Origin of the sequence: Puniceibacterium sp. IMCC21224 (assembly GCF_001038505.1) — a bacterium.
Classification (GTDB): Bacteria; Pseudomonadota; Alphaproteobacteria; order Rhodobacterales; family Rhodobacteraceae; genus Puniceibacterium.
Window position 1 is genome coordinate 3,220,856 of sequence record NZ_LDPY01000001.1, and the last position, 23,656, is coordinate 3,244,511.

Consider the following 23,656-nt stretch of genomic DNA (forward strand, 5'->3'; position numbering starts at 1 on the left):
TTCTGTGTCTGACGTCAGCGCTTTTGGGACAGATTTGAGGATTTGAACAACGGAGGATTTCTGGTTCATCGTAGCTTTCAAGGAGCGAAGATGAACAAGACATCCGGAACGTCGAAGGACGCAGCTGACAAGCTGGTCAAGAACATCCGCCGCAAGACGCGGCAGACCTATTCTGCAGAGGAGAAGATCCGCATCGTCTTAGCTGGCCTGCGCGGTGAGGAAAGCATTTCGGTGCTATGTCGGCGGGAGGGTATCGCCGAGAGCCTGTATTACAGCTGGTCGAAGGAGTTCCTGGAGGCTGGCAAGCGTCGCTTGTCTGGCGATACGGCGCGCCAAGCCACGTCGCCGGAGGTGAAGGAGCTTCGCTCTGAGTCTTTGGCCCTGAAGGAATGCGTGGCCGATCTCACCCTGGAAAACCGTCTGCTCAAAAAAAGTATGACAGGGGCTGGGGAGGTGGAGGAATGAGATACCCTGCAACCGAGAAGCTTGAGATCATCCGCACCGTTGAAGGTTCGCATCTGCCCACCAAAATGACGCTGGATATGCTGGGCATTCCGCGCACGGCTTTCTACCGCTGGTATGATCGCTACGTCGAGGGCGGGTTCGATGCGCTGGCCGATCGGTCTCCTCGACCAGGGTCGGTCTGGAATCGAATACCCCAAGACCGGCGCGATGACCTGATCGAGTTTGCGTTAGAACATGAGGCGCTGACGACACGTGAACTGGCGGTCAAATACACCGATGAGAACCGGTATTTTATCTCGGAATCATCGGCTTACCGCATTCTTAAAGCAGCTGATCTGATCACGGCGCCGGACTATGTGGTGATCAAGGCCGCGGACGAGTTCACGGACAAGACCACGGCCATCCATCAGCTCTGGCAGACCGACTTCACCTACTTCAAGATCATCGGCTGGGGCTGGTATTACCTGTCCACCATCCTCGACGACTACAGCCGCTACATCATCGCCTGGAAGCTTTGCACAAACATGCGGGCCGAGGACGTGACGGACACGATTGAACTGGCTCTGAGCGCATCGGGCTGTGACCAAGCCGTCGTCCGGCACAAGCCGCGCCTGCTGAGTGACAACGGGGCCTGCTACATCTCTGGCGACCTCGCCAAGTGGTTGGGAAATCAAAAAATGGACCACGTTCGCGGGGCACCATTCCATCCGCAAACCCAGGGCAAGATTGAGCGCTGGCACCAAACTATGAAGAACCGGGTTCTGCTGGAAAACTACTACCTGCCCGGCGATCTCGAACGCCAGATCGGGGCCTTCGTAGAGTATTACAACAACGCGCGATACCACGAGAGTCTCAACAACGTCACGCCCGCCGACGTCTACTTTGGGCGCGACAAAGCCATCCTCAGAGAAAGGAAGAAGATCAAGATACTGACAATCCGCGAACGCCGCTTGCAACACCAAAAACAAGCCGCATAATCAATCACACAAACGAGCCAGAGCCTCCAATGCTCAAGCCGCTCTGATGTCCCATTTTATATGACGACGGACACATGGCGATCTTCGATCCGTTCGAGTTGTCGGTGTTCAGGACGGGCGCGGTCATAGCAATGTCGCGCCCTCCGGTGTTCGTGCCCGAAATATAATCGAAAAGACGGCCAAACGCCGCGCGTGATCCTTCGCCCATGGGGGTTTTCGCAACGACCAGTTCGCCGTAGCCGCGGACCTCGAATGGTGGGTCGGACAATGTCACCCGGTACTCCGGCTCCGGAGCTGCCGCGCTGCCGAAAACGGAACAGGCCGTGACGGACAGCAGACTGGCGAAGGCGGTGACTGCCCGGGTGGCGCGTGAAAACATCCTTGTCTCCTTTTCATCCAAGGGTGCGCATCCGATCAGCTTATGCCCCGAACGTGTCCTATTCTGATTGAACGCATCACAGCAGAGAAATGGATCAGCACACCGCCCTTTAGCTTACCATGGGCAACATTGGTGTGAATTGAAACGTGCCGCGAGGGTCGTCGCATCAGCGTGGCAGCTTGCGCTGCTCCAGGGTTTCGTCGTTGCCATCCGCCTTCATGACATCGGCAATCAGATGCTCGACCATGTCGCCGAAATACGCGGTGAGTTCCCGGTGCAGTGCTCGGAACTCCTCTCCCACCGTACTCTCAAAGGTCGGTTGATGCACCCGGACCATGACAGTTGTGCGCCGTTGCCTGGGATAGCGGTACGGCTTGATGTCATGCTTGCGGCAAAGCGCCACAAAAATCCGGACCGACCAGACATCCGGCAGCGAATACTGCAGTTCGGGCTCGGGTTCGCCTTTTCCATCTGCTTCAAGGACAATCCTGGCTTGCAGGCGGTCACGTGCCGCACCTGCCGCCGCACGTTCACCCGCCGTAGCGCCTCGTGAGAACAGCGCCTCAAGCTTCGCGAGCTTGTCCTGAATCTCTTTTTCCCCAGCCATCGTCGACCCTCCTTCTGCCCGGACCTTGAACGCCATGGCAGAGAGCAGGTCAAGCAAGCCCCAACGGGCGCCCGTTGCCAACCCGGTGGGATATTGATCCGGGCATTGGCAAAGTATCTGGTCCCCGGAAATGCCATGTGGCAGCATCCCGACATGATCACGTTTCAAACCCTGTCAGATGACCATCCCGACCTCGCGCATTCGCCGATGCTGCGCGCGGCCTTGCTGACACTTCAGTACACGCGCGAACACGGGGCCATCGGGCTGACCAAAACCATGGCGTTCAAGCGCGTTTTCGTTCACTGGGCGGTCGAACACTTTGACTGGCCGGGACGCAGTGCGGAAGAAATGTTTCGGTACAACAAGGTGATCAACGAATATGAGTTTCCCCCGCTCGAACTACTCCACTTCCTTTTGATTAGGCTGCGCCTGGCGCGGCATTTCAAAGGAGAGTTCAGGCTGACCAAGCGGGGAGCAGACCTTGCGGAAGCCCCGGGGCGGCTGTTTTCTGAACTGGTACCGTTCTTCGTTCTCGAGATCGACCATGCGGCGTACTCCCGTTTTGAAGAGGCGCCGTTTGGAAAATGGGATGTCTGGATGAACGTCATCAATGTCGAGGCCGACCACGGCACAACCGAGAAAGCGCTCTTCGGTGCCTTCTACGGAGACGGCCCGGACTGGGACAATGCCGGCTGGCGGCAGATGGCGGCGTTCTCCTCCTGCGTCTTGCGACCATTGGAATGGGCGGGCTTGGTTGTCCTATCCGCCGATGAACTCGCCGGGAAGCAAGTGCATCATGTGTTCAAGACACCGCTATGGCGCAGTGCCCTGAAGCTCGACACCGACGCCCAGCTTCAGCCGATCTCCGTCCAGTGAAATGTCCAACTCAAAAGCGGCAATAAACTAGATGACAGGCGGAGGGGATAGCCGTTGCAAGGCGCCGACTAGACGCAGAAAAGATCGATGATCAGTACTTCTAGGGCAGTTGATGTAGGATTTTCCCTGCCAGAAAACACGTCTTGAAGGGCGGGGAACTGCCGTTCGCTGCGCTCGTCGCGAACGGCAGCAAAGCGCAGGAAGCGGTCGCTGCAAAGTTGTGAACCATGGTCGGCCTTGATGACGCGACCCGCCCACAGCAGTCATACGAGCCAGGCGCAGCCTATGGCCGCTCCCAGCCCGAAGCGCCCCCGCAGTTCGGCTTGCTTTGCCTCGGTTCGACAGCCGTGCTCAATGTAATCCCTGATCCGCCATCCGGGTGTGATGCGCGCATCATCGAACGAGAGGTAGAGCGTGTAGTCGTCCTGATCGGTATCGGACGGCATCGCGCCGTCTTCGTCGAGAAACTCATCGATGATAGCGCGAACTGGGGCTCGAAGTCAGTTCGGAAGCTGCGGAATACTCAGTTTAGCGGCCTCGCCTGAGAAGGCTCCGTTTGCCTTGAGCCTTCTACTCTCTCGCAGCATCATGCCACTCTTGCACAGAAAACTCACCTACCCGAGCTGTTCAAAATTCCCTTCCACTTCTCCACCAAAGTGAGCCAAAAGCTCTACAGAAAACTGGGTCAAGTCCAAGTAGTGTCACTTGCCTTTCCGAGGCTTTGAAGCAGGGAGCAAGCGTGGCAGGATGAGGCCTGCGGCGTGACGGGTTTCCGGATTCACGTCGCGCAAGCTTGCCTCGCCATGAACGGCAGCCTTCAGCGCGGCATGGATCGGGGCATATCGATTAGCCAGACGAGTCTCTTCGAACCAGTCGACCAAACGCTCGCCAAGTCCAGCCGTGATGGAGAGGCGCAGCAAACGTTCCAGGTCATCGGTGAAATTCCAGCTCTCCGGCACCAAGCCTCCTTGCAGGGCCTTGTTCAGATGCTCCGTGGCGTCTCCAAAATTTCCTGCCTGAACGGCAAGCGCTGCATCCATCAACGCACGCCCCTCGGTCGGCATGTCTTCGAGATGGGGCAATGTCTCTCTCGCCTTGGAAAGCTCTCTCGATGCAACATACAGCCAGAACAAGTTCCCGTAAGCCAAGGCTTTGTGGCTTTCCGTCACGCTTTTCAAGAGCGCTTCAGTTCGGCCCCCCTCGACGCCAGTGTCGATCAGGCGATTGGCTAGAGAGACCTTCGCCTGCGCGACCTCTTCCTGCAGCGGGAGGGCGTCGTTGTCGCCGTAGCGGGCGATGAGAGCGTCGTAGGTCTCGATCTCTGCCGCAGGATCGCCGGTCTGGCCCAGCGTGATCCCCTTGCTGAGCATGGCCCGCGCGACCTGTTCCTGCAGCGGGAGGGCGTCGCTCTCGCCGTAGCGGGCGATGAGAGCGTCGTAGACCTCAAGCGCCGCCGCAGGATCGCCGGTCTGGCCCAACGTGACCGCCTTGTTGAGCATGGCCCGCGCGACCTGTTCCTGCAGCGGGAGGGCGTCGCTCTCGCCGTAGCGGGCGATGAGAGCGTCGTAGACCTCAAGCTCCACCGCAGGATCGCCGGTCTGGCCCAACGTGACCGCCTTGTAGAGCATGGCCTGCGCGACCTCTTCCTGCAGCGGGAGGGCATCGCTCTCGCCGTAGCGGGCGATGAGCGCATCGTAGGTCTCGATCTCTGCCGCAGGATCGCCGATCTGGCCCAACGTGACCGCCTTGTTGAGCATGGCCCGCGCGACGTGTTCCTGCAGCGGGAGGGCGGCGCTGTCGCCGTAGCGGGCGATGAGCGCGTCGTAGGTCTCGATCTCTGCCGCAGGATCGCCGGTCTGGCCTAGCGTGATCCCCTTGTTGAGCATGGCCCGCGCGACCTGTTTCTTTACTTGCTGGTCTGGGCTGTCGCTGTAATGAGCGATCACCTCCTCGAATATCTTGAGCGCAGCTACACCCTCTCTGTCTCTACCTACGGATACGCCCGTGTCGCCCATCTCCTTCGCCTTTTTGGCTTCGGGCGAAGCCGGATAGTCTGCAACGATCATGTCGTTGTGGCAGGGCCCCGCCGACTTCAGGCCGAGACGCTCGCGCGCTGGTGCGATCTGCGTCGCCTGTTCGAACGCATGCACGTATTCCCGGGTCCAGAGATCGAAGCGGCCCGTTGCGCGTGCGGTCCGACCGATTTCTTCCAACTCGTCCTTGCAGTAGAAGCTCGACAGGAACGCGACGAGCCAGCGCATCCGCTGCCTGATGCGGCGCGTTCCGTGCCGCATCAGGTACCAGATATTGAGGAACCGTTCGACGACCTGATGGCCCGCGTAGGAGCCCGAGGTTTCGATCCTTTCAATCAGACCATCCTTGCGCAGCCGGGTCAGCTGCGGCGACAGCGTCGTGGTCGGGATGCCGGTTATGTCGGACAGGTGCCCGGTGGTGACCGGGTCCCAATGCAGCGCGATGGCATCGATGATCGCCCGTTGCAAGGGGGTCCGATATTCCTCGACGCGGGCCTTGTAATAAGGCGTGACCTCGTCCAGCAGCCGCTCGAGATCGGCCATCGCGCTGTGGGAATCCTCGGTCTCGAGAAGGCGATATGTCAGGGCTAAGATCCGAGGGTTGCCACCGGTCAACCGGTGAAGGACGCGGAGCCGTGCGCGATCGGTGTGCATTACATGGAGGACGCGGCGCCCGACCTCGCCGCGCTGGTTTGCGAGAGCTCGCATGCAGGTCTCGGTTTCCTGCAACTCGAGGGGCTCAAGGTAATAGGGTTGGAAGAACTCGTAGAAGGCTGCGTCGCGGTCCGCGGTTTCCTTCAGTGACTGGGTTGCGGCACCGACAAGGATTGGCCCGCCCCGCGCCTGCAAACTGGCGCGCAGGGTCCAGCGGTCCTCGTCCTTGAGCGCATCCAGAATCAGGTCGAGGTTGTCGATCAGCAGAACTGCCCGTTTGCCAAGCGCCTGCATCTCCGCCTCGAACTGCTCTGCGGCGCCGTCGTCGCTGTCCCAACTGCTTGAGAAGACCACGTCGTCAAGATGCTCCGCCAAGTCGTCGCGCCCTTGGCTTTCCGCCCATCCAGCGAGGGATTCCCCGCAGTTGCGCCAGAAATCCTGCAGTCGCAGCACATTGTACTGCTCTTCGCGGAACATGAGCGGGACAAAACGGTCCGACAAGTCGTGATCGCGCTTGATCTCAATCGCCATGCGGCGCAGCAGGGAGGTCTTGCCCATCCCCCGCGTGCCGATCAGGATCTGATGCTGCCCGTCGTCCTCCGGTCCGACAGATTTCAAGCGGCGGCACATCGTCTCGAGCGTGTCGCGGCGTGCCACGAAGCTGGCGACGAAATCATCGTCATTAAGGATGGTCTGATTGTAGAGCGTCGACTGCGGGATCACGGTCAATCCGCCTCGTACTGCTGCCAGTAGCGACGGATCAGGCCGGACCGGAACCTGTAGCGCCCTTCGGTCAGGTCAGTCAGGCCATCGCTTTGCAGGATGTCAAGAATGTCCCGCACGGCTTTCGGTTTGGCGGGGGCCATGGCAGCTTGCAGCGTGTCCAGCGTCTCGCCATCCGCAGCGGCCGACACACGGCCCAGCACCCCGCGCGCGAGGTCACGATCGGTCTGGGGCAAGTTCTTGTCGATATGCTCGCGCCAGACGGCGAACTCGGATTTCCGGGTCGGTTCAAGTAGTTTTTCCATGGCGGCCCGCAGGTCCTCCGGCTTCGCGGTCAGCGTGCCGCCTTGTTCGGGGCCAGATGGGCGGACTTCATTGCCGACCAGTTTGAGGTAGTAGGGCGCTAGCCAACCCAGTTCTTCGAACAAAACCTTGAGGTCTTCGTCACTGGCGTGGAACTGGTGGTTGAACCCCATCTGCGTGGCCGGATCACGGAGAAAGGACCCGGCTTCGGCTTCGTCGAACGGCTCGAGGATGAACGTGGTCAGATCCACGAACGCGCCGCCAAGGCCGAACCGTTCGGCCACAAAGTTCAGGCCGATCGAGCCGGTGAAGAGCCAACGGACGTTCGAGTATTCGGCCTGCAGTTTCCTCAGCTCGTAGAAGAAGTCCTTGGCGTCGTTCTCATTTCTCTCTGCGAAGCCGAGAACGAAATAGGCGATCTCGTCCACGAAGATCGCCGATTGCTTCTCTTCCTTCTCTAGTGTTTCCAAAAGCGCGTCCAAGAAGGCCACGGGGTCGACTTGGCCGATCACGTTGATAGGGTTGGTGCCCCAACCTCCCCCGATCAATGCCTCGAGCCGGTTTTTGAAGGCTGCATGCAGACCTGACGTCGTGGGCAACTGACCTTGAATCTTCTGGCACAGGCGCCGCGCGAACTTGTCCGGAGCGGACATGCCTTGGACATCCACCTCGACGATCAGCCAGCCCTCTTTCCGCATGTCTTCCGCGAGCCTGTTGATTGTCCAAGTTTTCCCGATGCGACGAGGGGCCGGCATGTGAATGTTCTGTCCGGCTTTAAGCTTGCGTTTCAGAGTGTCGCGTTCATTCTCTCTGCCGTGCATGAATTTATCCCGTCATGAATTAATTCCAGGATGAATAAATCCATCGAGCTTCGAAGTCAACTGGCCTGCGTCCCTGCCCGAGCATCTCCGTGATGACGGTTCTCTGCGCATCGCTGCCGTTCGTCCAGGTCGCAGCGAAGGGCCACTTCCCGCCCTCATGTCCTGGGCTCGGCTCAATGCTGCGCCGGGCACGAATGTCGTAGAAGGGCTGGCTGCCGCCGGTTGTCATGATCGCCGAGGCGGTTCGGGCTCGGCATTTTCATGCTGCACCGCCGCGAGGAGGCTCTGAGCCCATAGTGATCATTTGGGTTCAGATAGATGGATCCACACCTCAGCATCTGGTTCGTGTTCAGCACGCGTGCCATCCGTGTTTGCTCCGAGACGTTTCGCAACCGCTTGCGAACGATGATTTTCGCAATCAATGTAGCTAACCAATTGGTTGAATCCATGGGTTTGATACGCCCAGCTACGAACGGCCTGCCCAGCTTCGGTTGCGTATCCTTTGCCCTCGGCTCCTTCAAAAAGATGCCACGCCAACTCAACTTCGGGCCAATTTGAATGCTTAAGCAGCCCGACACGACCTATAGGAAGGCTCTGTCCACGTTCAATTAGCGTAAAGAATCCAAATCCGTGCCATCGCCAGTGACCAATCCCGGTCAAGAAGCCAAACCAAGCTTGTTCTTTGCTGACCGTTTCTCCCTGAGCCTGCATCCTCGGCGAACTCGTCATGAATCGGGTAAACTCGGGTAGGTCGCTTTGTAGTGGTCCGCGTAGGGTTAGGCGTTCCGTTTCAAGGACTGGCGCGGACGTCAAAGGTTCGGTCATAGCAGAATCCGTTTGGACATTGGTTTAGGAACGATAACTCGCAATAGCATGACCAATACACCACCCTCGGCCTTGAAATGGAGGTCGGAAAAGTCCGCAGTGCTGTCGGTCGTCGGTGATTGGATGATGCAATTGCGGCGAACGGCAGCTCCCGAGCCCGGCACCGCAACATAAAAACTCGGCTGATCTTGCCAAAAGCTTGAGTTTGCAAATGGCGCTTCCCTGCGCCTTGCTGACACTCACGCACCGCATGACGCTCGACCGCTCCCAGCCCTCCTACGACATTCGTGCCCGGCGCAGCATTGAGCCGAGCCCAGGACGTGAGGGCGGAGAGCTGCCGTTAGCTGCATTTGCACATATTGCGCCCCAATGATGATAGCGGACATATCACGGATATCCAGCAATAGTGCGAGACAAAACTCCTTAGGCGCGGGCCTATGGCGCGTTCAACCACTGCCCCTTGTCTTTTCCGCTTGCCGCAGCATGTCCGTAAAAACAGACACTTTTGCGGCGCGGAATTTTGACGCCGGAAGCACCACGAAGATCCCCCCTTCGGGGAGTTGCCACGCGGGCAATACCTGCGTCAGCGCGCCCGAGGTCAGACGATCACGCACCAGATAGTCAGGCAGGATCGCCAAACCTGCTCCTTCCTCCACGGCGGCCATGATCGCGGGCGCGCTGTCGATTGAAAGATCGCTTTGCATTGTGACGGAGACCGTTTCGCCAGCGGTGTTTTCGAACAGCCAGTGCAGCGGGTCGGACAGCGCCTTGTTGGCAACAAAGGGCACCGTGGCGAGATCGCTGGGGTGTTGAATGTGATCGAACCGGCCGGACTTGTCGCCCGCGCCGACGAGAAACTGTCGGAACCCGCCCAGTTTGCGCGCCAACAGGGTGGAATCGCGCAGCCACCCGACCCGAATGGCCAGATCAAGCTCTCCCGCCATAAGATCGCTATGATCATCCCCGAGATATAGCTCCACCTGACACTCGGGGTATTGGCGTCGAAACGCTGTGACCAGCCGGGCTACGACCGCCGTGCCGTAATCATTCGGGGCGGTCATGCGTAATAGGCCCACGGGCTGCTCCGAGAGGTGCGACAACTCGCTGAAGGCCTCTTCCGCCTCGTTCAGGATCGATGTGCAGCGCATATAGAAAAGCCGCCCCGCCTCGGTGGTGCTGACCTTGCGCGTGTTGCGCACCAAAAGCGTCGCCTTCAGCTCGTCTTCCAACTGCGTCACCTGACTGCTGACCACGGCTTTGGTCACGCCAAGGCGGTCAGCGGCATTGGTAAAGGATCCGGTTTCGACAACCGCGGCGAAATACGCCAGCCGGTTGAGATTATGTGATCTAGCCATGCTTTCAGTGTTAGCCTTTGACATACAGTCTGTCAAAATAGTTTGTCTTATCAGGGGCAATGGAAGCGCCTATATCCCTCCCCAAGGAGACAGATCATGACACAAACAGTGACACTGCACTACCTTTTCGATCCGCTCTGCGGTTGGTGCTACGGTGCCTCGGAGACCATCGCCACGCTTGCGAACCACCCCGACATCGACCTTCAACCATGGGCCACCGGCCTGTTCGCAGGCAATGGCGCACGGCCGATGAAAAGCTTTGCCGCGCAGGCTTGGGCGAATGACCAGCGCATTGCCGCGCTGAGCGGTCGGCAGTTCACCGAAGCCTATCGCCGCGACGTGCTGGGGGCCGACGATGCGTCTTTGGACTCCACCATGGCGACGCTCGCCGTCACGGCTGCGGCCGACACCGTCCCCGATCGCGTGATCGAGGCCCTCACAGCCATTCAGACAGCGCGCTATGTCGACGGCAAAGACGTGACCTCTTCCTCAGTTGTCGCAGGCTTGCTGACCGACCTCGGTCTTGCAGAGGCGGCCGCGCGTATTCTGACCCCCGATGCAGCCCTCACGGGCCTAGCGCAGACGCGCAGCGCGAAAGCACGCGATCTGATGACGTCTCACAACCTACAAGGCGTTCCCGCCCTGATTGCCGAGGTCGACGGCACGCAGTTCGGGCTGGATGCAAGCAAACTTTATTCCGGACCTGATGCAATACTGGCCACCCTCGGGCGCGCCTGATCCCACCATACTGAAAGGACAAAAAACATGAACCGCAGAGATCTCCTGAAACTCTCCACCGCAGCGGGCGCAGCCGCCCTGATCGCGCCCGGCATTTCGCTTGCAGATGCGAACGGCTTGACCTGGACCCATTTCCCCGCAGGCGAGAACGGCTTTTTCCGCGCGCCCGTTCTGATCCAGGGCGAAACCGAGGCCGTGTTGATTGACGGCGGGTTCACCCTCCCCGATGGCCGCGCATTGGCCGAAAAAATCAAGGCGACGGGCAAGACCCTGACCACGATCTATATCAGCCAGAGCGACCCTGATTTTTACTTCAGCCTGCGCCCGATCGTCGAAACCTTCCCCGAGGCCCGCGTCATCGCAACCAACGAAACCGTTGCGGCCATCAATGCCAACGTGGCGAAAAAGGTCGAAACATGGGGGCCGCAACTGGGCGAGAACGGCCCCGCGACGGTGGCAGAGGTGGTTATTCCCGAAGCCGATGACAGCACCACCCTGACGGTAGACGGCCACGCCATCGAAATCGTCGCGGCCGAGGGGCTGACGAACCGCCGCTATTTGTGGGTCGAGGATCTGAAGGCCGTGTTCGGCGGCGTGATGGTCTTTTCCGGCACGCATGTCTGGACCGCAGACACCCCGACCAAGGAACAGCGCGCCGCATGGATCGCCAATCTTGACGCGATCATCGCCCGCAATCCGCAGGTTGTCGTGCCCGGTCACATGACTCTGGACGCGCCGATGGGCCTCGATGCGGTGGAATTCACGAAAAGGTATCTTCTGGCCATTGAGGAAGAGCTCGCCAAGGCAGATGGTTCGGAAGCGTTGATCGCAGCAATGACGGCCCGCTATCCCAATCTGGGAATGGGCGTGGCCTTGAATGTCGGCGCCAAGGTTCTGACCGGCGAGATGAAATGGGGTTGACCCGCGCCTGATCCGTTTCGGGGCGCTTGCCATTTGAGAAATCAATCAAACGAGAGCGGCCGAGAAATCTTGGCCGCTCTCCCGCCGTTTCGGATATGCGCACCTTGAGATCGTCGCAAAATGTAGGGCGGCGGCGGCGCTGCGGTGGTCGGTCAGCATTGTGGAGGATGTTATCCGCCGGCTCAAAAGACCGCTTCGAGAAAGTCGCGGCGCGGCTCCAGTCGTGGTGATGAAGGTCGGTTCAGGGCCGATCGATGCGGTGGACACTCCCACCTAAATCAGGGCAGGTCGCCATGGGTAATGACAAGATCGTAATGTCCCCCGCAGGCTTCAACGTACCTGCTGATGGAATCGAGGCTGGGCACAGGCCCGCTAAGGGCCTCCATACGGGCAATCGTCGGCTGTTTCATATCCGAGTTTCGAGCCACATCGGCCTGGGTCATGCCAACCGCGTCCCTCAGGACACGGAGTTTCATGGCGATCTTGCGCTTGTGGACATTCTTTGCCTGCCGTTTGACCACATCGGGACGCGCGTCGCGTATTCTCTGGTGAAACGTTCTGGTAGCAGTGGTCATTGTCATGTCTCCCAGGATGGGTTAATCAATTCGAACTGCTGGAACGCAAGGGATGCGCCCTGATTACTGCTTTAGTCCGGTGTCGCGATCACGCCGTGCAGCCATCTCCACCGGGAAGAAATCCGCCTGTCGATCGACAGGATGATCCTCGACTCCACTCATTCCAGCAGATGGATGGCATCGACCTCGTAGCAATCGACAAGCATTTCGCATCGATGAAGGCTTTCCGTCTTCGCACCCGGGAACCTGTGCAATACTGAAGATGGCATGGCGCTTCCGACGCCCTCTGTATAGCAAATGTGTTATCAAAATTCAAGATCAGGCAAGGCTGTGAGGCAAAGTCATCTGGCCGTCAGGGGAGCCTGGTCAGGGTTCCATCCGGAAGCGGCCGCTGAAGCGCCTTTGCTTCCGACCAGGCCGCCGTCATCCAGGTCTCCCATTCCGCGGGCTCAACAAAGATGACCGGCATCGCTTTCGGATGAATTTCGGCCACCTCGCTATTCGGCTCGGTGGTGAGGAACCCGTAGAGATCGTCTGTGGTCTCGCCATCCTTCAGTCTTCGGATGCTGGTCCATTCTGACACCCAGAGCCCCGCGAACATAGCCGGGGGATCGTCTGCGATCGCGAACCAGGCGTTCCCCTCCCCCTTGCCGGCCGGTTCGGCAAGCAGACCTGCTGCCGGTGCGTTATTTCCATCTCGTCTTCACTTTACCCAAACCGATTGCCGACATCGCACACCAAAACAAACGCGAGCTTTACAACCTGCTAATGCGAGCACCAATCGTGCGGCGCGGATGATCACTTGTTTGGTCCTTCGGTTCAGGCTCCTGCCCGACGCCTCGGCAACCACAGCGGCTTTGGCATCGTTCTCACCCTGCAGACTCAATGTGCAGTATGTAGAAAAAGGGCCTACAAAGATAAGCGAGCAATGCCTGTAGAGCGTCAACCACCTTGTCCGCGGGCGACAACCAATTTGACCGGTTCTGAGGCCGCTGTGGTTGGCGTGTCGTTCAGTGTTTTGGGTTAGGTCTCTCCTTCGTTTTGCTTGTCGTTGTTGGTTGTCGCTGACGCTTCGGCCAGTGCCATCCTGTTGGTGGCCGCGGCCCGCTGACGGAAGCTTTCGGCGTTCATCTCCAGGATGGTCGCGTGGTGGACCAAGCGGTCGATGGCCGCGACGGTCATGGCCTTGTCCGGGAATATCTGATCCCAGCCACTGAAGGGTTGATCGGCCGCGATGGCGATGCTGCGGTATTCATCGCGTCGGGCGATGAGTTCGAAGAGGACGCCAGTTTCGGCCTGGTCCTTGTGGGCATAGGTGATGTCGTCGAGGATGATCAGGTCGAACTTGTCGAGCTTCGCCAGAGCCGCCTCGAGAACGAGATCGCGGCGGGCAGCTTGAAGTCTCTGCACCAGATCGCTGGTCCGGGTATAGAACACGCGGTGTCCGGTCTCGATCAGGGCATGCCCGATGGCGCAGAGGATATGGGTCTTTCCGGTGCCGGAGTTCCCGATGGCAATCAGGTTGCCGCCACCGTCCAACCAATCGCCCGCAGCCAGAGCCTCGACGCGGGCACGTGGCAAGGTCCGCAGCGCCTTGAAGTCGAAGTTGGCCAGCGTCTTGCCGACCGGCAGCTGCGCCTCGTTCAGATGGCGCCGGATGCGGCGCATGTCCCGCTCCGCCAGCTCATATTCCGCCAGCACGGCAAGGAAACGGGCGGCAGGCCAGCCTTCGGTGTCCGCGCGGGTGGCGATCTCGGCCCAGAGCTTGTGGAAGCTGGGCAGCCGCAGCGCAGTCAGCATGCTGGGCAGCGTGTGGATGTCGATCTCGCGGGCGGTCATGCGCTTGCCCCCAGCAGCGCATCGAAGCTGCGGACACAACATCCGCAAGATCTTGGCCTCGCTGAAGGCTCTTTTGGTCCTGTTGTTCGAGGGCCCATCACGGGCGCGGCGCGCGATCAAAGTCTGCACCGTCCGATCAATAGCAGTACAAATCGCTGCGTAGGTGTTGTTCAATGTCGACGAACCAGATGATATCGATAATGAACCAATCAACATCAAGTGCCTCCCGTCGATTACCCAGATGCCATCTATTTCCGATCAAGACCGGCAAAGAATGTTCTGGATGCAGCTTTTTCTTCGGCTGCCCCTAGGCGGCGTTGGCCTGCGGTTCCCAGACGAAGCCGCCTGTGAACAACGCTTCCGAGAAGTACGTTGGCCCGAAGGAATTCGCTGCCTCAAATGCGGTGGCGTCCAGCTCAAGACCTGCCGAGCGCGAAAAACGTTACGGTGCAGAGATTGCGGCCGTGAGTTTTCCTTGAAAGTCGGCACCTTTATGTTCCGGTCTCGACACAGCATTCGCGATTGGTTCCTTGCAGCCGAGGAGCACATGACCCTGTGCGCCTTCGGGCGCGATCGCCTCGACACCGGGCGGGACATGGCCGACAGAAATGGCATTGCCTACACAACAGCGTTTCGGATGAGGGAAAAACTCCGAGGAGAGCTCCGGAGGGATCCCAGCTTGCTGGTATCCAGCATCTGCATAGAGGACCTTTGTCCGCCACAGGATGTGGTGGATGATGAGTTTCGTTTCCTCATGTGGCTCCTCGATTCTTGTGCCTCCCGTGAGCAACAAACCCGCGAGGGGTGAGTTAACGCTATCGCCGCTCCACAGTTGAAGAGTTCGTCTGACTTCCCTGCAGACCTGTCGCCTACTAAGTCAAATCGTAAGACAACAAGCCAACCCGCAAATGGAGCAGGTACCTTGGTCTATAGGAGGCCGATGAACTAGAGAATAAACAGAAGTAGGGAGTTTTTCGCATTATTTTCAGACACTTGACTCGAATCGGTCAAGGAAATCTAAGGCCGAAGGGAATTTTTCTTTTCGGTTTTTCACGACTAACGCGCACATCAATCACGAAGGCTACAAAGGTACAGCGACCAGGAACACAAACTGTCTGACGTCAGCGCTTTTGGGACAGATTTGAGGATTTGAACAACGGAGGATTTCTGGTTCATCGTAGCTTTCAAGGAGCGAAGATGAACAAGACATCCGGAACGTCGAAGGACGCAGCTGACAAGCTGGTCAAGAACATCCGCCGCAAGACGCGGCAGACCTATTCTGCAGAGGAGAAGATCCGCATCGTCTTAGCTGGCCTGCGCGGTGAGGAAAGCATTTCGGTGCTATGTCGGCGGGAGGGTATCGCCGAGAGCCTGTATTACAGCTGGTCGAAGGAGTTCCTGGAGGCTGGCAAGCGTCGCTTGTCTGGCGATACGGCGCGCCAAGCCACGTCGCCGGAGGTGAAGGAGCTTCGCTCTGAGTCTTTGGCCCTGAAGGAATGCGTGGCCGATCTCACCCTGGAAAACCGTCTGCTCAAAAAAAGTATGACAGGGGCTGGGGAGGTGGAGGAATGAGATACCCTGCAACCGAGAAGCTTGAGATCATCCGCACCGTTGAAGGTTCGCATCTGCCCACCAAAATGACGCTGGATATGCTGGGCATTCCGCGCACGGCTTTCTACCGCTGGTATGATCGCTACGTCGAGGGCGGGTTCGATGCGCTGGCCGATCGGTCTCCTCGACCAGGGTCGGTCTGGAATCGAATACCCCAAGACCGGCGCGATGACCTGATCGAGTTTGCGTTAGAACATGAGGCGCTGACGACACGTGAACTGGCGGTCAAATACACCGATGAGAACCGGTATTTTATCTCGGAATCATCGGCTTACCGCATTCTTAAAGCAGCTGATCTGATCACGGCGCCGGACTATGTGGTGATCAAGGCCGCGGACGAGTTCACGGACAAGACCACGGCCATCCATCAGCTCTGGCAGACCGACTTCACCTACTTCAAGATCATCGGCTGGGGCTGGTATTACCTGTCCACCATCCTCGACGACTACAGCCGCTACATCATCGCCTGGAAGCTTTGCACAAACATGCGGGCCGAGGACGTGACGGACACGATTGAACTGGCTCTGAGCGCATCGGGCTGTGACCAAGCCGTCGTCCGGCACAAGCCGCGCCTGCTGAGTGACAACGGGGCCTGCTACATCTCTGGCGACCTCGCCAAGTGGTTGGGAAATCAAAAAATGGGCCACGTTCGCGGGGCACCATTCCATCCGCAAACCCAGGGCAAGATTGAGCGCTGGCACCAAACTATGAAGAACCGGGTTCTGCTGGAAAACTACTACCTGCCCGGCGATCTCGAACGCCAGATCGGGGCCTTCGTAGAGTATTACAACAACGCGCGATACCACGAGAGTCTCAACAACGTCACGCCCGCCGACGTCTACTTTGGGCGCGACAAAGCCATCCTCAGAGAAAGGAAGAAGATCAAGATACTGACAATCCGCGAACGCCGCTTGCAACACCAAAAACAAGCCGCATAATCAATCACACAAACGAGCCAGAGCCTCCAATGCTCAAGCCGCTCTGATGTCCCATTTTATATGACGACGGACACCTTGATCTGCGCATCCAGGCATTGCGGACACATGCGGGTGTGCCGGGAATGCGCGGGACCGGCGAGCGTATTTTTGGCACTTTCAGCACCGATTTGATGCCGCGTCTTGTGGGTCGCACCTTCTCCAATTCCATCGAGCGCGGGGATTATAAATCGCAGGACAGGGCCTGCCTGAACGCCGAGGATGTCGCCTTCATCCTGGTGCGCTGGGTCGTCGATATCTACCACAACTCGCCGCACCGTGGTCTTGGTGGCCGCACTCCGCTGGAGCAATGGGAAGCTGACATGGACGACGGAAATTACCCCCTGAGCGGGCTGCCGGATGTGGCCTCCAAGCGTCTGGCATTTGGCAAGCGCCTTGAGTGCAAAGTCTCGCTGGCAGGCATTGTGGTAATGGGGATCCAGTATCAGAGCCCCGAGCTCGGGATGTACTTCATGGGGATGGAGACAAAGCTGGTCGATGTCCGCTGGGATCCTGAGAACCTTGGCGCCATCAGCGTTTATCTGGAGGGCAAATGGCAGGTCGTTCCGTCCGTGCATGACCGGTTTGTCGGAATGCATTTCCATGACTGGATGAAAGTTCGCCGGGCGCTCCGCGCCAAGTCAGCGTCGCGCAAGGTGTGGAACCAGGAAATCGTATTCAACGCAGTCGATCAGATTGAAGACCTGGTCAAGGAGCGCTCCATGGCGTTCGGTATCATCGATACCACGATCAGCGACAGCCAGTTCAAAAAGATCCAGGAGGACTTCTTCTCATCCTTCCGTATGGATGACGCGCCACGCCTGAAGGCCGATGACACGGGACCGGGCCGCGTGATCACACCGCGTGCGCCAGACCCTGACATCGCGCCTACGGGGTCCAAGGCACCTGCGAAGTCCGCCGTGGTCAAGCCGTTCCATGATGTGGAGCAACACGCAGAGGCGGCGGATGCTTCCGACGGGCCGCGCAAGGCTCGCGCCGCGGCGCCGAAGTTTGGTGTGCCGCCCAAGCGCGGGGACTGACACCGGTCATTCGTTGCATAGTGCAGGCCCCCACTGTCACACAGGCATTGGGGGCCTGCTTCGTACCCGTGGCGACAGCTTTCGGTTGCCCAGGGCGCGGTGCGGCAAGTGCAAATGACCACTGGCCATCGCTCTCCGCTGATCGACGCTGACAGACCAGAGCCGCACCTTGCATCCAACCGCTGCACCGCTGATTCACAAAAGGGATGCCACTGTCGCGTCGCGCAGTGTTTTCGATAGTTGAATGCCAACAGAGCGGACAAGATTGACGTTGTACCTTTTTGAAAAGCCGAAGCTGTTGGGAAGTTCTTTGATACCCTGGCAGCGGCTTTGAAACAGGATCGCCTCGAGCGAAGAGCCGAGCATTCCAAAAATTGTTGCCCGGCACTCTCGACGTCATGCTTGCGCCAAGTGGTGCGACGAACCGTCAAATCGTCCCGACAGTCGCGTCAGACAGACACCGGCTGAGACGGCCAGTGCGCCGATGAAAGGTGTCGCAGCCACTCCGATGTGATCGACAACCAGGCCGCCCGACCATGCGCCCAACGCGATGCCGAGGTTGAAGGCACCGATGTTCAGACCGGATGCTACGTCGACCGCACCGGGACTGACCTCCCGCGCGATCTGGACAACATAGGACTGCAACGGCGGTACGTTCGCGAAGGCAAAGCCGCCCCAAAGTGCGATGACGGCGATGGCGGCAACGGGATGCGCAAGTGCCAATCCAAGCGCGACCAGCATCACGGCCAGCCCAACAAAGATGAGCGTCAGCGCAGGGACTGGCCCCACGCGGTCGGCCAGCTTGCCGCCTAAGATGTTTCCCCCAGCTACGGAAGCACCATAAAGCAGGATAACAAGGCTCACCATACCGGCCGACAGGCCGGTGACTCCGGTCAGCATCGGCGCAAGATACGTGAAGGCCACAAAATTGCCGCCATAGCCGATCGCAGTGATCAGGTAGACCAGAAGCAACCGAGGAGAGGTCAGGACCTGCGCCTGCGCCCGCAGGCTTGGCGCCGCTGTCTGCGGCAGATCGGACGGCACCAGAACGGCGCTTGCCACCAGCCCTACAATGCCAAGCGCCACCACACCCAGGAATGTCGACTGCCAGCCAAATGTCTGTCCGACCCAAGTGCCCAACGGGACGCCCGTCACAAGTGCGACCGTCAACCCCATGAACACCATGGCGATTGCCGAACTTTCCTTATCACGCGGCACGAGGCTTGTCGCAATGGTCGAGGCGATGGCGAAGAAGACGCCGTGCGCCAAGCCGGTGATGAACCGGGCGATAATCAGGCTGCCGTAACCGGGGGCGAAGGCGGCAAAGGCATTGCCGACGATGAAGAGCGTCATCAGTGCCAGCAGCAGCGTCTTGCGTGGCAGGCCCCCGGTCAGGGCCGTCAGGACCGGTGCACCAATGGTGACGCCAAGAGCGTAAAGACTGACCAGAAGGCCAGCGGATGGGAGTGATACGCCGAGGCTGTCAGCGATGGTGGGCAGCAGGCCGACGATGACGAACTCGGTCGTGCCGACGGCGAAGGCGCTGATCGTCAGCGCCCAGAGGGCGAGAGGCATGAGGTGATCTCCGGAAGAATGAACTCGACCCCGGAGATGGCAGGAATTAGCTATTGCGTGAACAAGCCGAATTGGAAAGGGCCTTTGCGTATGGCGCACGACTTGCCACAAGCGGCTGACCTCGCGGTTTTCATCGCGGTGATCGAGGATGGCGGCTTTGCAGAGGCTGGGAGACGGCTGGGGGCTGCACCATCCACGCTCAGCCGCACGGTGACGCGGTTGGAACGGCAGTTGAACGTGACCCTGCTGCGCCGCTCGACGCGCGGGATCGAATTGACGCCAGAAGGTCGCGACCTGCTGATGGCTGCGCAAGAGATCGTCGCGCGCACAGAAGCCTTGGCGGATCTGGCAGCAGGCAGTCGTGCGCCGCGCGGCCCCCTGCGGATCAATGCGCCGGTGCCCTATGTCCTGCACGTCATCGCGCCACATCTCGCGGCGTTTCATGCGCAATATCCGGACATCCAGTTGACGATCGACATGACCGACCGCATCGTCGATTTGATCGACGCCCACGCTGACGTTGCGATCAGATTCGGGCCGTTACCCGACAGTGATTTGCTGCAGCGCCGACTTGGGCAGGCGCAGTGGCGGCTGGTGGCCGCACCAAACTATCTGGAACGCACGGGCCGCCCAAAGGAGCCCGCAGACCTGGCGGATCTCGAACAGGTGCAATTTGCGTCACCGGTCCACATCAACCACCTGCAGTTCAAGAATGTGAGGGCAGCCATCACGCCGCCCGCCTCTGTCACTGCAGCGAACGGCGAGGCTGTTCGTCAACTGGTGCTGAACGGCATGGGCATCGCCCGGTTCTCAGACTTCATGATCGACGCAGACATTGCGCACGGGCGCGTGGTCGAACTGTTTCCGGGTCAATTGGACATTCCCCCGCTGAACATCACCGCGCTTTACCTGACCCGGGCGTCAGGTCTGCGGAGGCTTGCGGTGTTCTTGGACTGGCTGGAAACACTGCAGCACTGAGCTGCTTTGAGTAGCCATTCGCGGCAGACATTTTTCCCGCAGTTCCGTCTTGCGGCAGCGCGATACTCAAATTCTGGCATGGGGAAACCACGCGATGTTCAATGCTGTCCCCGGTCGACGGCTTTCAGCCCGAAACGAAGCTCCGAAGAATCGCCGAGGCAAGGGAGATGCACCCCCATGGTTGCTCGAGGAGCGATATTTCTTTGCTGCGCGACCCACTGTGAACCGGTCACGATTTGTGAGTTTCGCCCATCCGGAAGGAACGCGGTGACATTCAAGTTCCCATTCTGTTCTCTCTGCTTTAACATTGTCGTAAGAACCGCAAGAGGGAACCGGGCATGGCAGAGGCAGGCTATCTCGACAAGCTGAACGACAACCAGCGCGCTGCCGTGGAATTCGGCGTCGGAGGTGACACCCTGCCCCCGCCGTTGCTGGTGATCGCCGGGGCCGGGTCGGGCAAGACCAACACTCTGGCCCATCGCGTGGCGCATCTGCTGGTCAACGGAGCCGATCCGCAGCGCATTTTGCTCATGACATTCTCACGCCGCGCCGCGACCGAGCTGACCCGCCGGGTCGAGCGCATCACGGCGCAGGCGATGGGCACCTCCGTCGCCGCCGAGGCGCTGACCTGGGCAGGGACGTTCCACGGAATTGGCGCGCGGATCTTGCGCGAACATGCGCTGTCGATCGGGTTGAACCCTGAGTTTTCGATCCATGACCGCGAGGACAGCGCGGATCTGATGAACCTCTCTCGCCACGGCTTGGGGTTTTCAAAGACCGAGAGCCGCTTTCCATCCAAGGGCACCTGCCTTGCCATCTATTCCCGCGCTGTGAATGGCGAGGCACCGCTGAGCGACATCCTGCGCGACCACTTCCCCTGGTGCGCCCCGTGGCAGGTCGAGCTGAAGCAGCTGTTTGGCGCCTATGTGCAGGCCAAGCAGGCGCAGTATGTGCTGGACTATGATGATCTGCTGCTGGCCTGGGCACAGGTGATGGCGGATCCGGACTTCGCCGCGCATATCGGCGCGACCTGGGATCATGTGCTGATCGACGAATATCAGGACACCAACCGGTTGCAGGCGCGGATCCTGATGGCGCTCAAACCGGATGGGCGCGGCCTGACCGTTGTGGGTGATGATGCGCAGTCGATCTATGCCTTCCGTGCCGCGACCGTGCGCAACATCCTCGACTTCCCTGACGCTTACACGCCCCGCGCCGATGTCATCACGCTGGATCGCAACTACCGCTCGACCCAGCCGATCCTTGCCGCCGCGAACGCCGTCATCGGCCTTGCGAAAGAACGCTTCACCAAGACCCTCTGGACCGAGCGCACCTCGGCACAAAAGCCCCGGCTGGTGACGGTTCAGACCGAGGCCGAGCAGGCGCGGTATATGGTGGACCGCATCCTCGAGGACCGAGAGACGGGCATGAAACTCAAGGACCAAGCGGTGCTGTTCCGCACCTCAAGTCACTCTGTGCAACTTGAGGCCGAGCTGACCCGCCGCAACGTGCCTTACGTGAAATTCGGCGGTCTGAAGTTCCTCGATAGCGCCCATGTGAAGGACCTGCTGTCCTTTCTGCGCCTTGCCCGCAATCCCCGCGACCGCGTGGCGGGGTTCCGCGTGCTGCAGCTGATCCCCGGCATCGGGCCAAAGGCCGCAGGGGATGTGCTGGAGGCGCTCGACCTTGTCCCCGATCCCCGCGCCGCCCTGTCGGATGTCGCGCCCCCTGCCCGCTCCGGGGCCGACTGGCCGGGGTTTGTCGCGGCGATGACGACAGAGGCGGCCTGGCCCGCCGCATTAGGCCTGGCCCGCGCCTGGTACGACCCGCATCTCGACCGCCTGCACGAGGATGCCGAGTCCCGCCGCGCAGACCTGCTGCAACTCGAGCAGATCGCCACCGGGTACGCTTCCGCCGAGGCCTTCCTGACCGACCTCACACTGGACCCGCCCGATGCCACCAGCGATCAGGCCGGTGTGCCGCTCAAGGACGAGGATTACCTGATCCTGTCGACCATCCATTCGGCGAAAGGGCAGGAATGGAAGTCGGTCTATCTGTTGAACACGGTTGACGGCTGCATGCCCTCCGACCTCGGCACCGGATCGACCCACGAGTTGGAGGAGGAGCGCCGCCTGCTTTACGTCGCGATGACGCGGGCCAAGGATCACCTGACTTTGGGCCTGCCGCTGCGGTTCTACGTCACGCAGCAGACCCGCAACGGCGACCGGCATGTCTATGCCATGCGGACGCGGTTCATCCCAAAGGAGATTCTTGAGCACTTCGAAGCGGTCCACTGGTCGCCGACGCAGCAGGGCAGCGCCCTGCGGCCTGCGCCCGGGTCGATTGATGTCGCCGCGTCGATGCGGGACATGTGGAGTTAGGCGCATGGAACTGTCCTTTTGACTTTGACTCCGATCAGAAAAGAGGGTGCGGCTGCAAAACCCTGGGCTGGGTCACATGGGAACAGAGGTGGTTCTGTAGAGGTTGTCCGGGAAACATATGAATGAGGCAGAGATGAAGATCGACACAGTCACGCTCAGGAACTCTGGCGACATTCGCATGCCAAAGATTGGCATCGGAACATGGCACATGGGCGAGCAGATGCAGACCGCCGAAACCGAAATCAGCGCATTGCGCCACGCCTGCGACCTTGGGTTCACGCATTTTGACACGGCAGAAATGTATGCCGATGGGGGTTCCGAGGACATACTGGGGCGCGCCATGGCCGGGCAAGACAGGGGCCGTCTGTTCATCACGTCCAAGGTCTATCCCTGGAATGCCGCACGGAACGACATGATCACCGCCTGCGAACGCTCTCTTGATCGCTTACAGACAGACTACGTTGACCTCTATCTGCTGCACTGGCCGGGATCGGTGCCGTTCGATGAGACATTGGAAGGTGCGCGGGCCTTGCTGGATCAGAGCAAGATCCGTGCCTTTGGCGTCAGCAACTTTGACACCCGGGGCATTCAGCAGCTGATCGGCGAGGGGCTTGCCGACTTGGTGACCGTGAATCAGGTGATGCACAATATCCCGAACCGGGGTGTCGAGCTGGATCTGTTCCCCCTGATGGCGGAGCATGGAATCGCGGCCGTCGCCTACTCGCCGCTTGAGGTGGGACCGACCCGTGCGATCCCCGGCATGCAGGACCTCGCCCGCGAAGAAGGCCTGAGTGTGGCGCAGCTTATCCTTGCCTGGCATATGAGCCGCGGCCTGGCCGCACCCATTCCGAAATCCAGCCGGATCGAGCACCTCAACGATCTGGCGGCCGCCGCGCAGACACAATTGTCTTCGACAACGCTCGAGCGGATCGACTCGCTTGCACCTGCGCCGGATCGCCCAGTGCCGCTGGAAATCCGCTGAGCGGCATTGTGAGATCTCGAATAA

General features: G+C 59.7%; 21 protein-coding genes. 10 read left to right on the plus strand and 11 right to left on the minus strand.

Annotated features, from left to right (window positions below):
- The first annotated feature begins 90 nt into the window (after positions 1 to 90).
- Positions 91 to 1,442 (plus strand): IS3 family transposase gene (locus IMCC21224_RS14930; RefSeq protein WP_156178281.1). Its coding sequence is split into 2 segments (ribosomal slippage): positions 91 to 427 and positions 427 to 1,442, totalling 1,353 coding nucleotides; the frame shifts between segments, so codons are not numbered across the junction.
- 4 nt (positions 1,443 to 1,446) lie between these two features.
- On the opposite strand, the gene IMCC21224_RS14935 is transcribed toward IMCC21224_RS14930, so the two are convergent.
- Both IMCC21224_RS14935 and IMCC21224_RS14940 read right to left on the minus strand, forming a co-directional pair.
- Positions 1,447 to 1,842: a heme-binding protein gene (locus IMCC21224_RS14935; RefSeq protein WP_156178283.1), complete on the minus strand. Its 396-nt coding sequence runs from the start codon at positions 1,840 to 1,842 to the stop codon at positions 1,447 to 1,449.
- A 145-nt stretch (positions 1,843 to 1,987) separates the two neighbouring features.
- The gene (locus IMCC21224_RS14940) at positions 1,988 to 2,485 is read right to left on the minus strand and encodes a hypothetical protein (RefSeq protein ID WP_231582095.1); all 498 of its coding nucleotides are present in this window, start codon (positions 2,483 to 2,485) and stop codon (positions 1,988 to 1,990) included.
- A 96-nt stretch (positions 2,486 to 2,581) separates the two neighbouring features.
- Here IMCC21224_RS14940 and IMCC21224_RS14945 point away from each other — a divergent pair, with 96 nt between their 5' ends.
- Complete coding sequence (locus tag IMCC21224_RS14945; RefSeq protein WP_047997164.1) at positions 2,582 to 3,304, plus strand: hypothetical protein; 723 nt, start codon at positions 2,582 to 2,584, stop codon at positions 3,302 to 3,304.
- Between the two features lie 263 nt (positions 3,305 to 3,567).
- Here IMCC21224_RS14945 and IMCC21224_RS27880 read toward each other — a convergent pair whose 3' ends face one another.
- The 5 genes from IMCC21224_RS27880 to IMCC21224_RS14965 form a co-directional block, all read right to left on the minus strand.
- Positions 3,568 to 3,750 carry a hypothetical protein gene (locus IMCC21224_RS27880; protein ID WP_156178285.1) on the minus strand — a complete coding sequence of 61 codons (183 nt, stop codon included), beginning with the start codon at positions 3,748 to 3,750 and terminating at the stop codon, positions 3,568 to 3,570.
- A 255-nt stretch (positions 3,751 to 4,005) separates the two neighbouring features.
- Complete coding sequence (locus IMCC21224_RS26570; protein WP_053078991.1) at positions 4,006 to 6,714, minus strand: tetratricopeptide repeat protein; 2,709 nt, start codon at positions 6,712 to 6,714, stop codon at positions 4,006 to 4,008.
- Positions 6,715 to 6,716: 2 nt separating this feature from the next.
- A complete protein-coding gene (locus IMCC21224_RS14960; RefSeq protein WP_156178289.1) occupies positions 6,717 to 7,838 on the minus strand; it encodes an AAA family ATPase in 1,122 nt (373 codons plus the stop codon).
- A gap of 300 nt (positions 7,839 to 8,138) precedes the next feature.
- Complete coding sequence (locus IMCC21224_RS27195; RefSeq protein WP_082135233.1) at positions 8,139 to 8,663, minus strand: GNAT family N-acetyltransferase; 525 nt, start codon at positions 8,661 to 8,663, stop codon at positions 8,139 to 8,141.
- Between the two features lie 446 nt (positions 8,664 to 9,109).
- Positions 9,110 to 10,018 (minus strand): LysR family transcriptional regulator, encoded by a 909-nt coding sequence (locus tag IMCC21224_RS14965; RefSeq protein WP_047996021.1) that lies wholly within the window; start codon positions 10,016 to 10,018, stop codon positions 9,110 to 9,112.
- A gap of 96 nt (positions 10,019 to 10,114) precedes the next feature.
- Here IMCC21224_RS14965 and IMCC21224_RS14970 point away from each other — a divergent pair, with 96 nt between their 5' ends.
- Together IMCC21224_RS14970 and IMCC21224_RS14975 are read left to right on the plus strand one after the other, a co-directional pair.
- A complete protein-coding gene (locus IMCC21224_RS14970) occupies positions 10,115 to 10,756 on the plus strand; it encodes a DsbA family protein (protein WP_047996022.1) in 642 nt (213 codons plus the stop codon).
- Between the two features lie 27 nt (positions 10,757 to 10,783).
- Positions 10,784 to 11,677, plus strand: coding sequence for an MBL fold metallo-hydrolase (locus IMCC21224_RS14975; protein ID WP_047996023.1), 894 nt, complete (start codon positions 10,784 to 10,786; stop codon positions 11,675 to 11,677).
- A gap of 278 nt (positions 11,678 to 11,955) precedes the next feature.
- On the opposite strand, the gene IMCC21224_RS14980 is transcribed toward IMCC21224_RS14975, so the two are convergent.
- From IMCC21224_RS14980 to istB, 3 genes are all read right to left on the minus strand, one after another.
- Entirely contained in the window at positions 11,956 to 12,252 is a 297-nt protein-coding gene (locus tag IMCC21224_RS14980; protein ID WP_053078992.1) for a helix-turn-helix transcriptional regulator, read from the minus strand.
- 352 nt (positions 12,253 to 12,604) lie between these two features.
- The gene (locus IMCC21224_RS14985) at positions 12,605 to 12,922 is read right to left on the minus strand and encodes an SOS response-associated peptidase family protein (protein ID WP_369796045.1); all 318 of its coding nucleotides are present in this window, start codon (positions 12,920 to 12,922) and stop codon (positions 12,605 to 12,607) included.
- A gap of 353 nt (positions 12,923 to 13,275) precedes the next feature.
- Positions 13,276 to 14,091, minus strand: a complete 816-nt coding sequence (gene istB / locus IMCC21224_RS14990) for an IS21-like element helper ATPase IstB (protein ID WP_047997168.1) — start codon at positions 14,089 to 14,091, stop codon at positions 13,276 to 13,278.
- 166 nt (positions 14,092 to 14,257) lie between these two features.
- On the opposite strand from istB, the gene IMCC21224_RS14995 reads away from it, so the two are divergent.
- The 3 genes from IMCC21224_RS14995 (at position 14,258) to IMCC21224_RS15010 (ending at position 17,716) form a co-directional block, all read left to right on the plus strand.
- Positions 14,258 to 14,899, plus strand: coding sequence for a transposase (locus IMCC21224_RS14995; protein WP_156178291.1), 642 nt, complete (start codon positions 14,258 to 14,260; stop codon positions 14,897 to 14,899).
- Between the two features lie 389 nt (positions 14,900 to 15,288).
- Positions 15,289 to 16,640 (plus strand): IS3 family transposase gene (locus tag IMCC21224_RS15005; protein WP_156178093.1). Its coding sequence is split into 2 segments (ribosomal slippage): positions 15,289 to 15,625 and positions 15,625 to 16,640, totalling 1,353 coding nucleotides; the frame shifts between segments, so codons are not numbered across the junction.
- Positions 16,641 to 16,762: 122 nt separating this feature from the next.
- A complete protein-coding gene (locus tag IMCC21224_RS15010; RefSeq protein WP_053078994.1) occupies positions 16,763 to 17,716 on the plus strand; it encodes a Mu transposase C-terminal domain-containing protein in 954 nt (317 codons plus the stop codon).
- A 396-nt stretch (positions 17,717 to 18,112) separates the two neighbouring features.
- Here the strand turns inward: IMCC21224_RS15010 and IMCC21224_RS15015 are convergent, their stop codons facing one another.
- On the minus strand, positions 18,113 to 19,291 hold the full coding sequence (locus IMCC21224_RS15015; RefSeq protein ID WP_047996025.1) for an MFS transporter: 1,179 nt from the start codon (positions 19,289 to 19,291) through the stop codon (positions 18,113 to 18,115).
- Between the two features lie 90 nt (positions 19,292 to 19,381).
- Between IMCC21224_RS15015 and IMCC21224_RS15020 the strand changes: the two genes are divergently transcribed.
- The 3 genes from IMCC21224_RS15020 (at position 19,382) to IMCC21224_RS15030 (ending at position 23,632) form a co-directional block, all read left to right on the plus strand.
- Positions 19,382 to 20,269: a LysR family transcriptional regulator gene (locus IMCC21224_RS15020; protein WP_047996026.1), complete on the plus strand. Its 888-nt coding sequence runs from the start codon at positions 19,382 to 19,384 to the stop codon at positions 20,267 to 20,269.
- 338 nt (positions 20,270 to 20,607) lie between these two features.
- On the plus strand, positions 20,608 to 22,650 hold the full coding sequence (locus tag IMCC21224_RS15025) for an ATP-dependent helicase (protein WP_047996027.1): 2,043 nt from the start codon (positions 20,608 to 20,610) through the stop codon (positions 22,648 to 22,650).
- Positions 22,651 to 22,783: 133 nt separating this feature from the next.
- The gene (locus IMCC21224_RS15030; protein WP_047997170.1) at positions 22,784 to 23,632 is read left to right on the plus strand and encodes an aldo/keto reductase; all 849 of its coding nucleotides are present in this window, start codon (positions 22,784 to 22,786) and stop codon (positions 23,630 to 23,632) included.
- Positions 23,633 to 23,656: the final 24 nt, after the last annotated feature.

Coding starts and splice junctions, on each gene's coding strand:
- IMCC21224_RS14980 (WP_053078992.1), bottom strand. CDS start 12,252: ATGACCACTGCTACCAGAACGTTTCACCAGAGAATACGCGACGCGCGT.
- IMCC21224_RS15020 (WP_047996026.1), top strand. CDS start 19,382: ATGGCGCACGACTTGCCACAAGCGGCTGACCTCGCGGTTTTCATCGCG.
- IMCC21224_RS15015 (WP_047996025.1), bottom strand. CDS start 19,291: ATGCCTCTCGCCCTCTGGGCGCTGACGATCAGCGCCTTCGCCGTCGGC.
- IMCC21224_RS15025 (WP_047996027.1), top strand. CDS start 20,608: ATGGCAGAGGCAGGCTATCTCGACAAGCTGAACGACAACCAGCGCGCT.
- istB (WP_047997168.1), bottom strand. CDS start 14,091: ATGACCGCCCGCGAGATCGACATCCACACGCTGCCCAGCATGCTGACT.
- IMCC21224_RS14970 (WP_047996022.1), top strand. CDS start 10,115: ATGACACAAACAGTGACACTGCACTACCTTTTCGATCCGCTCTGCGGT.
- IMCC21224_RS15010 (WP_053078994.1), top strand. CDS start 16,763: ATGCGCGGGACCGGCGAGCGTATTTTTGGCACTTTCAGCACCGATTTG.
- IMCC21224_RS14960 (WP_156178289.1), bottom strand. CDS start 7,838: ATGCACGGCAGAGAGAATGAACGCGACACTCTGAAACGCAAGCTTAAA.
- IMCC21224_RS15030 (WP_047997170.1), top strand. CDS start 22,784: ATGAAGATCGACACAGTCACGCTCAGGAACTCTGGCGACATTCGCATG.
- IMCC21224_RS14975 (WP_047996023.1), top strand. CDS start 10,784: ATGAACCGCAGAGATCTCCTGAAACTCTCCACCGCAGCGGGCGCAGCC.
- IMCC21224_RS27195 (WP_082135233.1), bottom strand. CDS start 8,663: ATGACCGAACCTTTGACGTCCGCGCCAGTCCTTGAAACGGAACGCCTA.
- IMCC21224_RS14965 (WP_047996021.1), bottom strand. CDS start 10,018: ATGGCTAGATCACATAATCTCAACCGGCTGGCGTATTTCGCCGCGGTT.
- IMCC21224_RS14945 (WP_047997164.1), top strand. CDS start 2,582: ATGATCACGTTTCAAACCCTGTCAGATGACCATCCCGACCTCGCGCAT.
- IMCC21224_RS27880 (WP_156178285.1), bottom strand. CDS start 3,750: ATGCCGTCCGATACCGATCAGGACGACTACACGCTCTACCTCTCGTTC.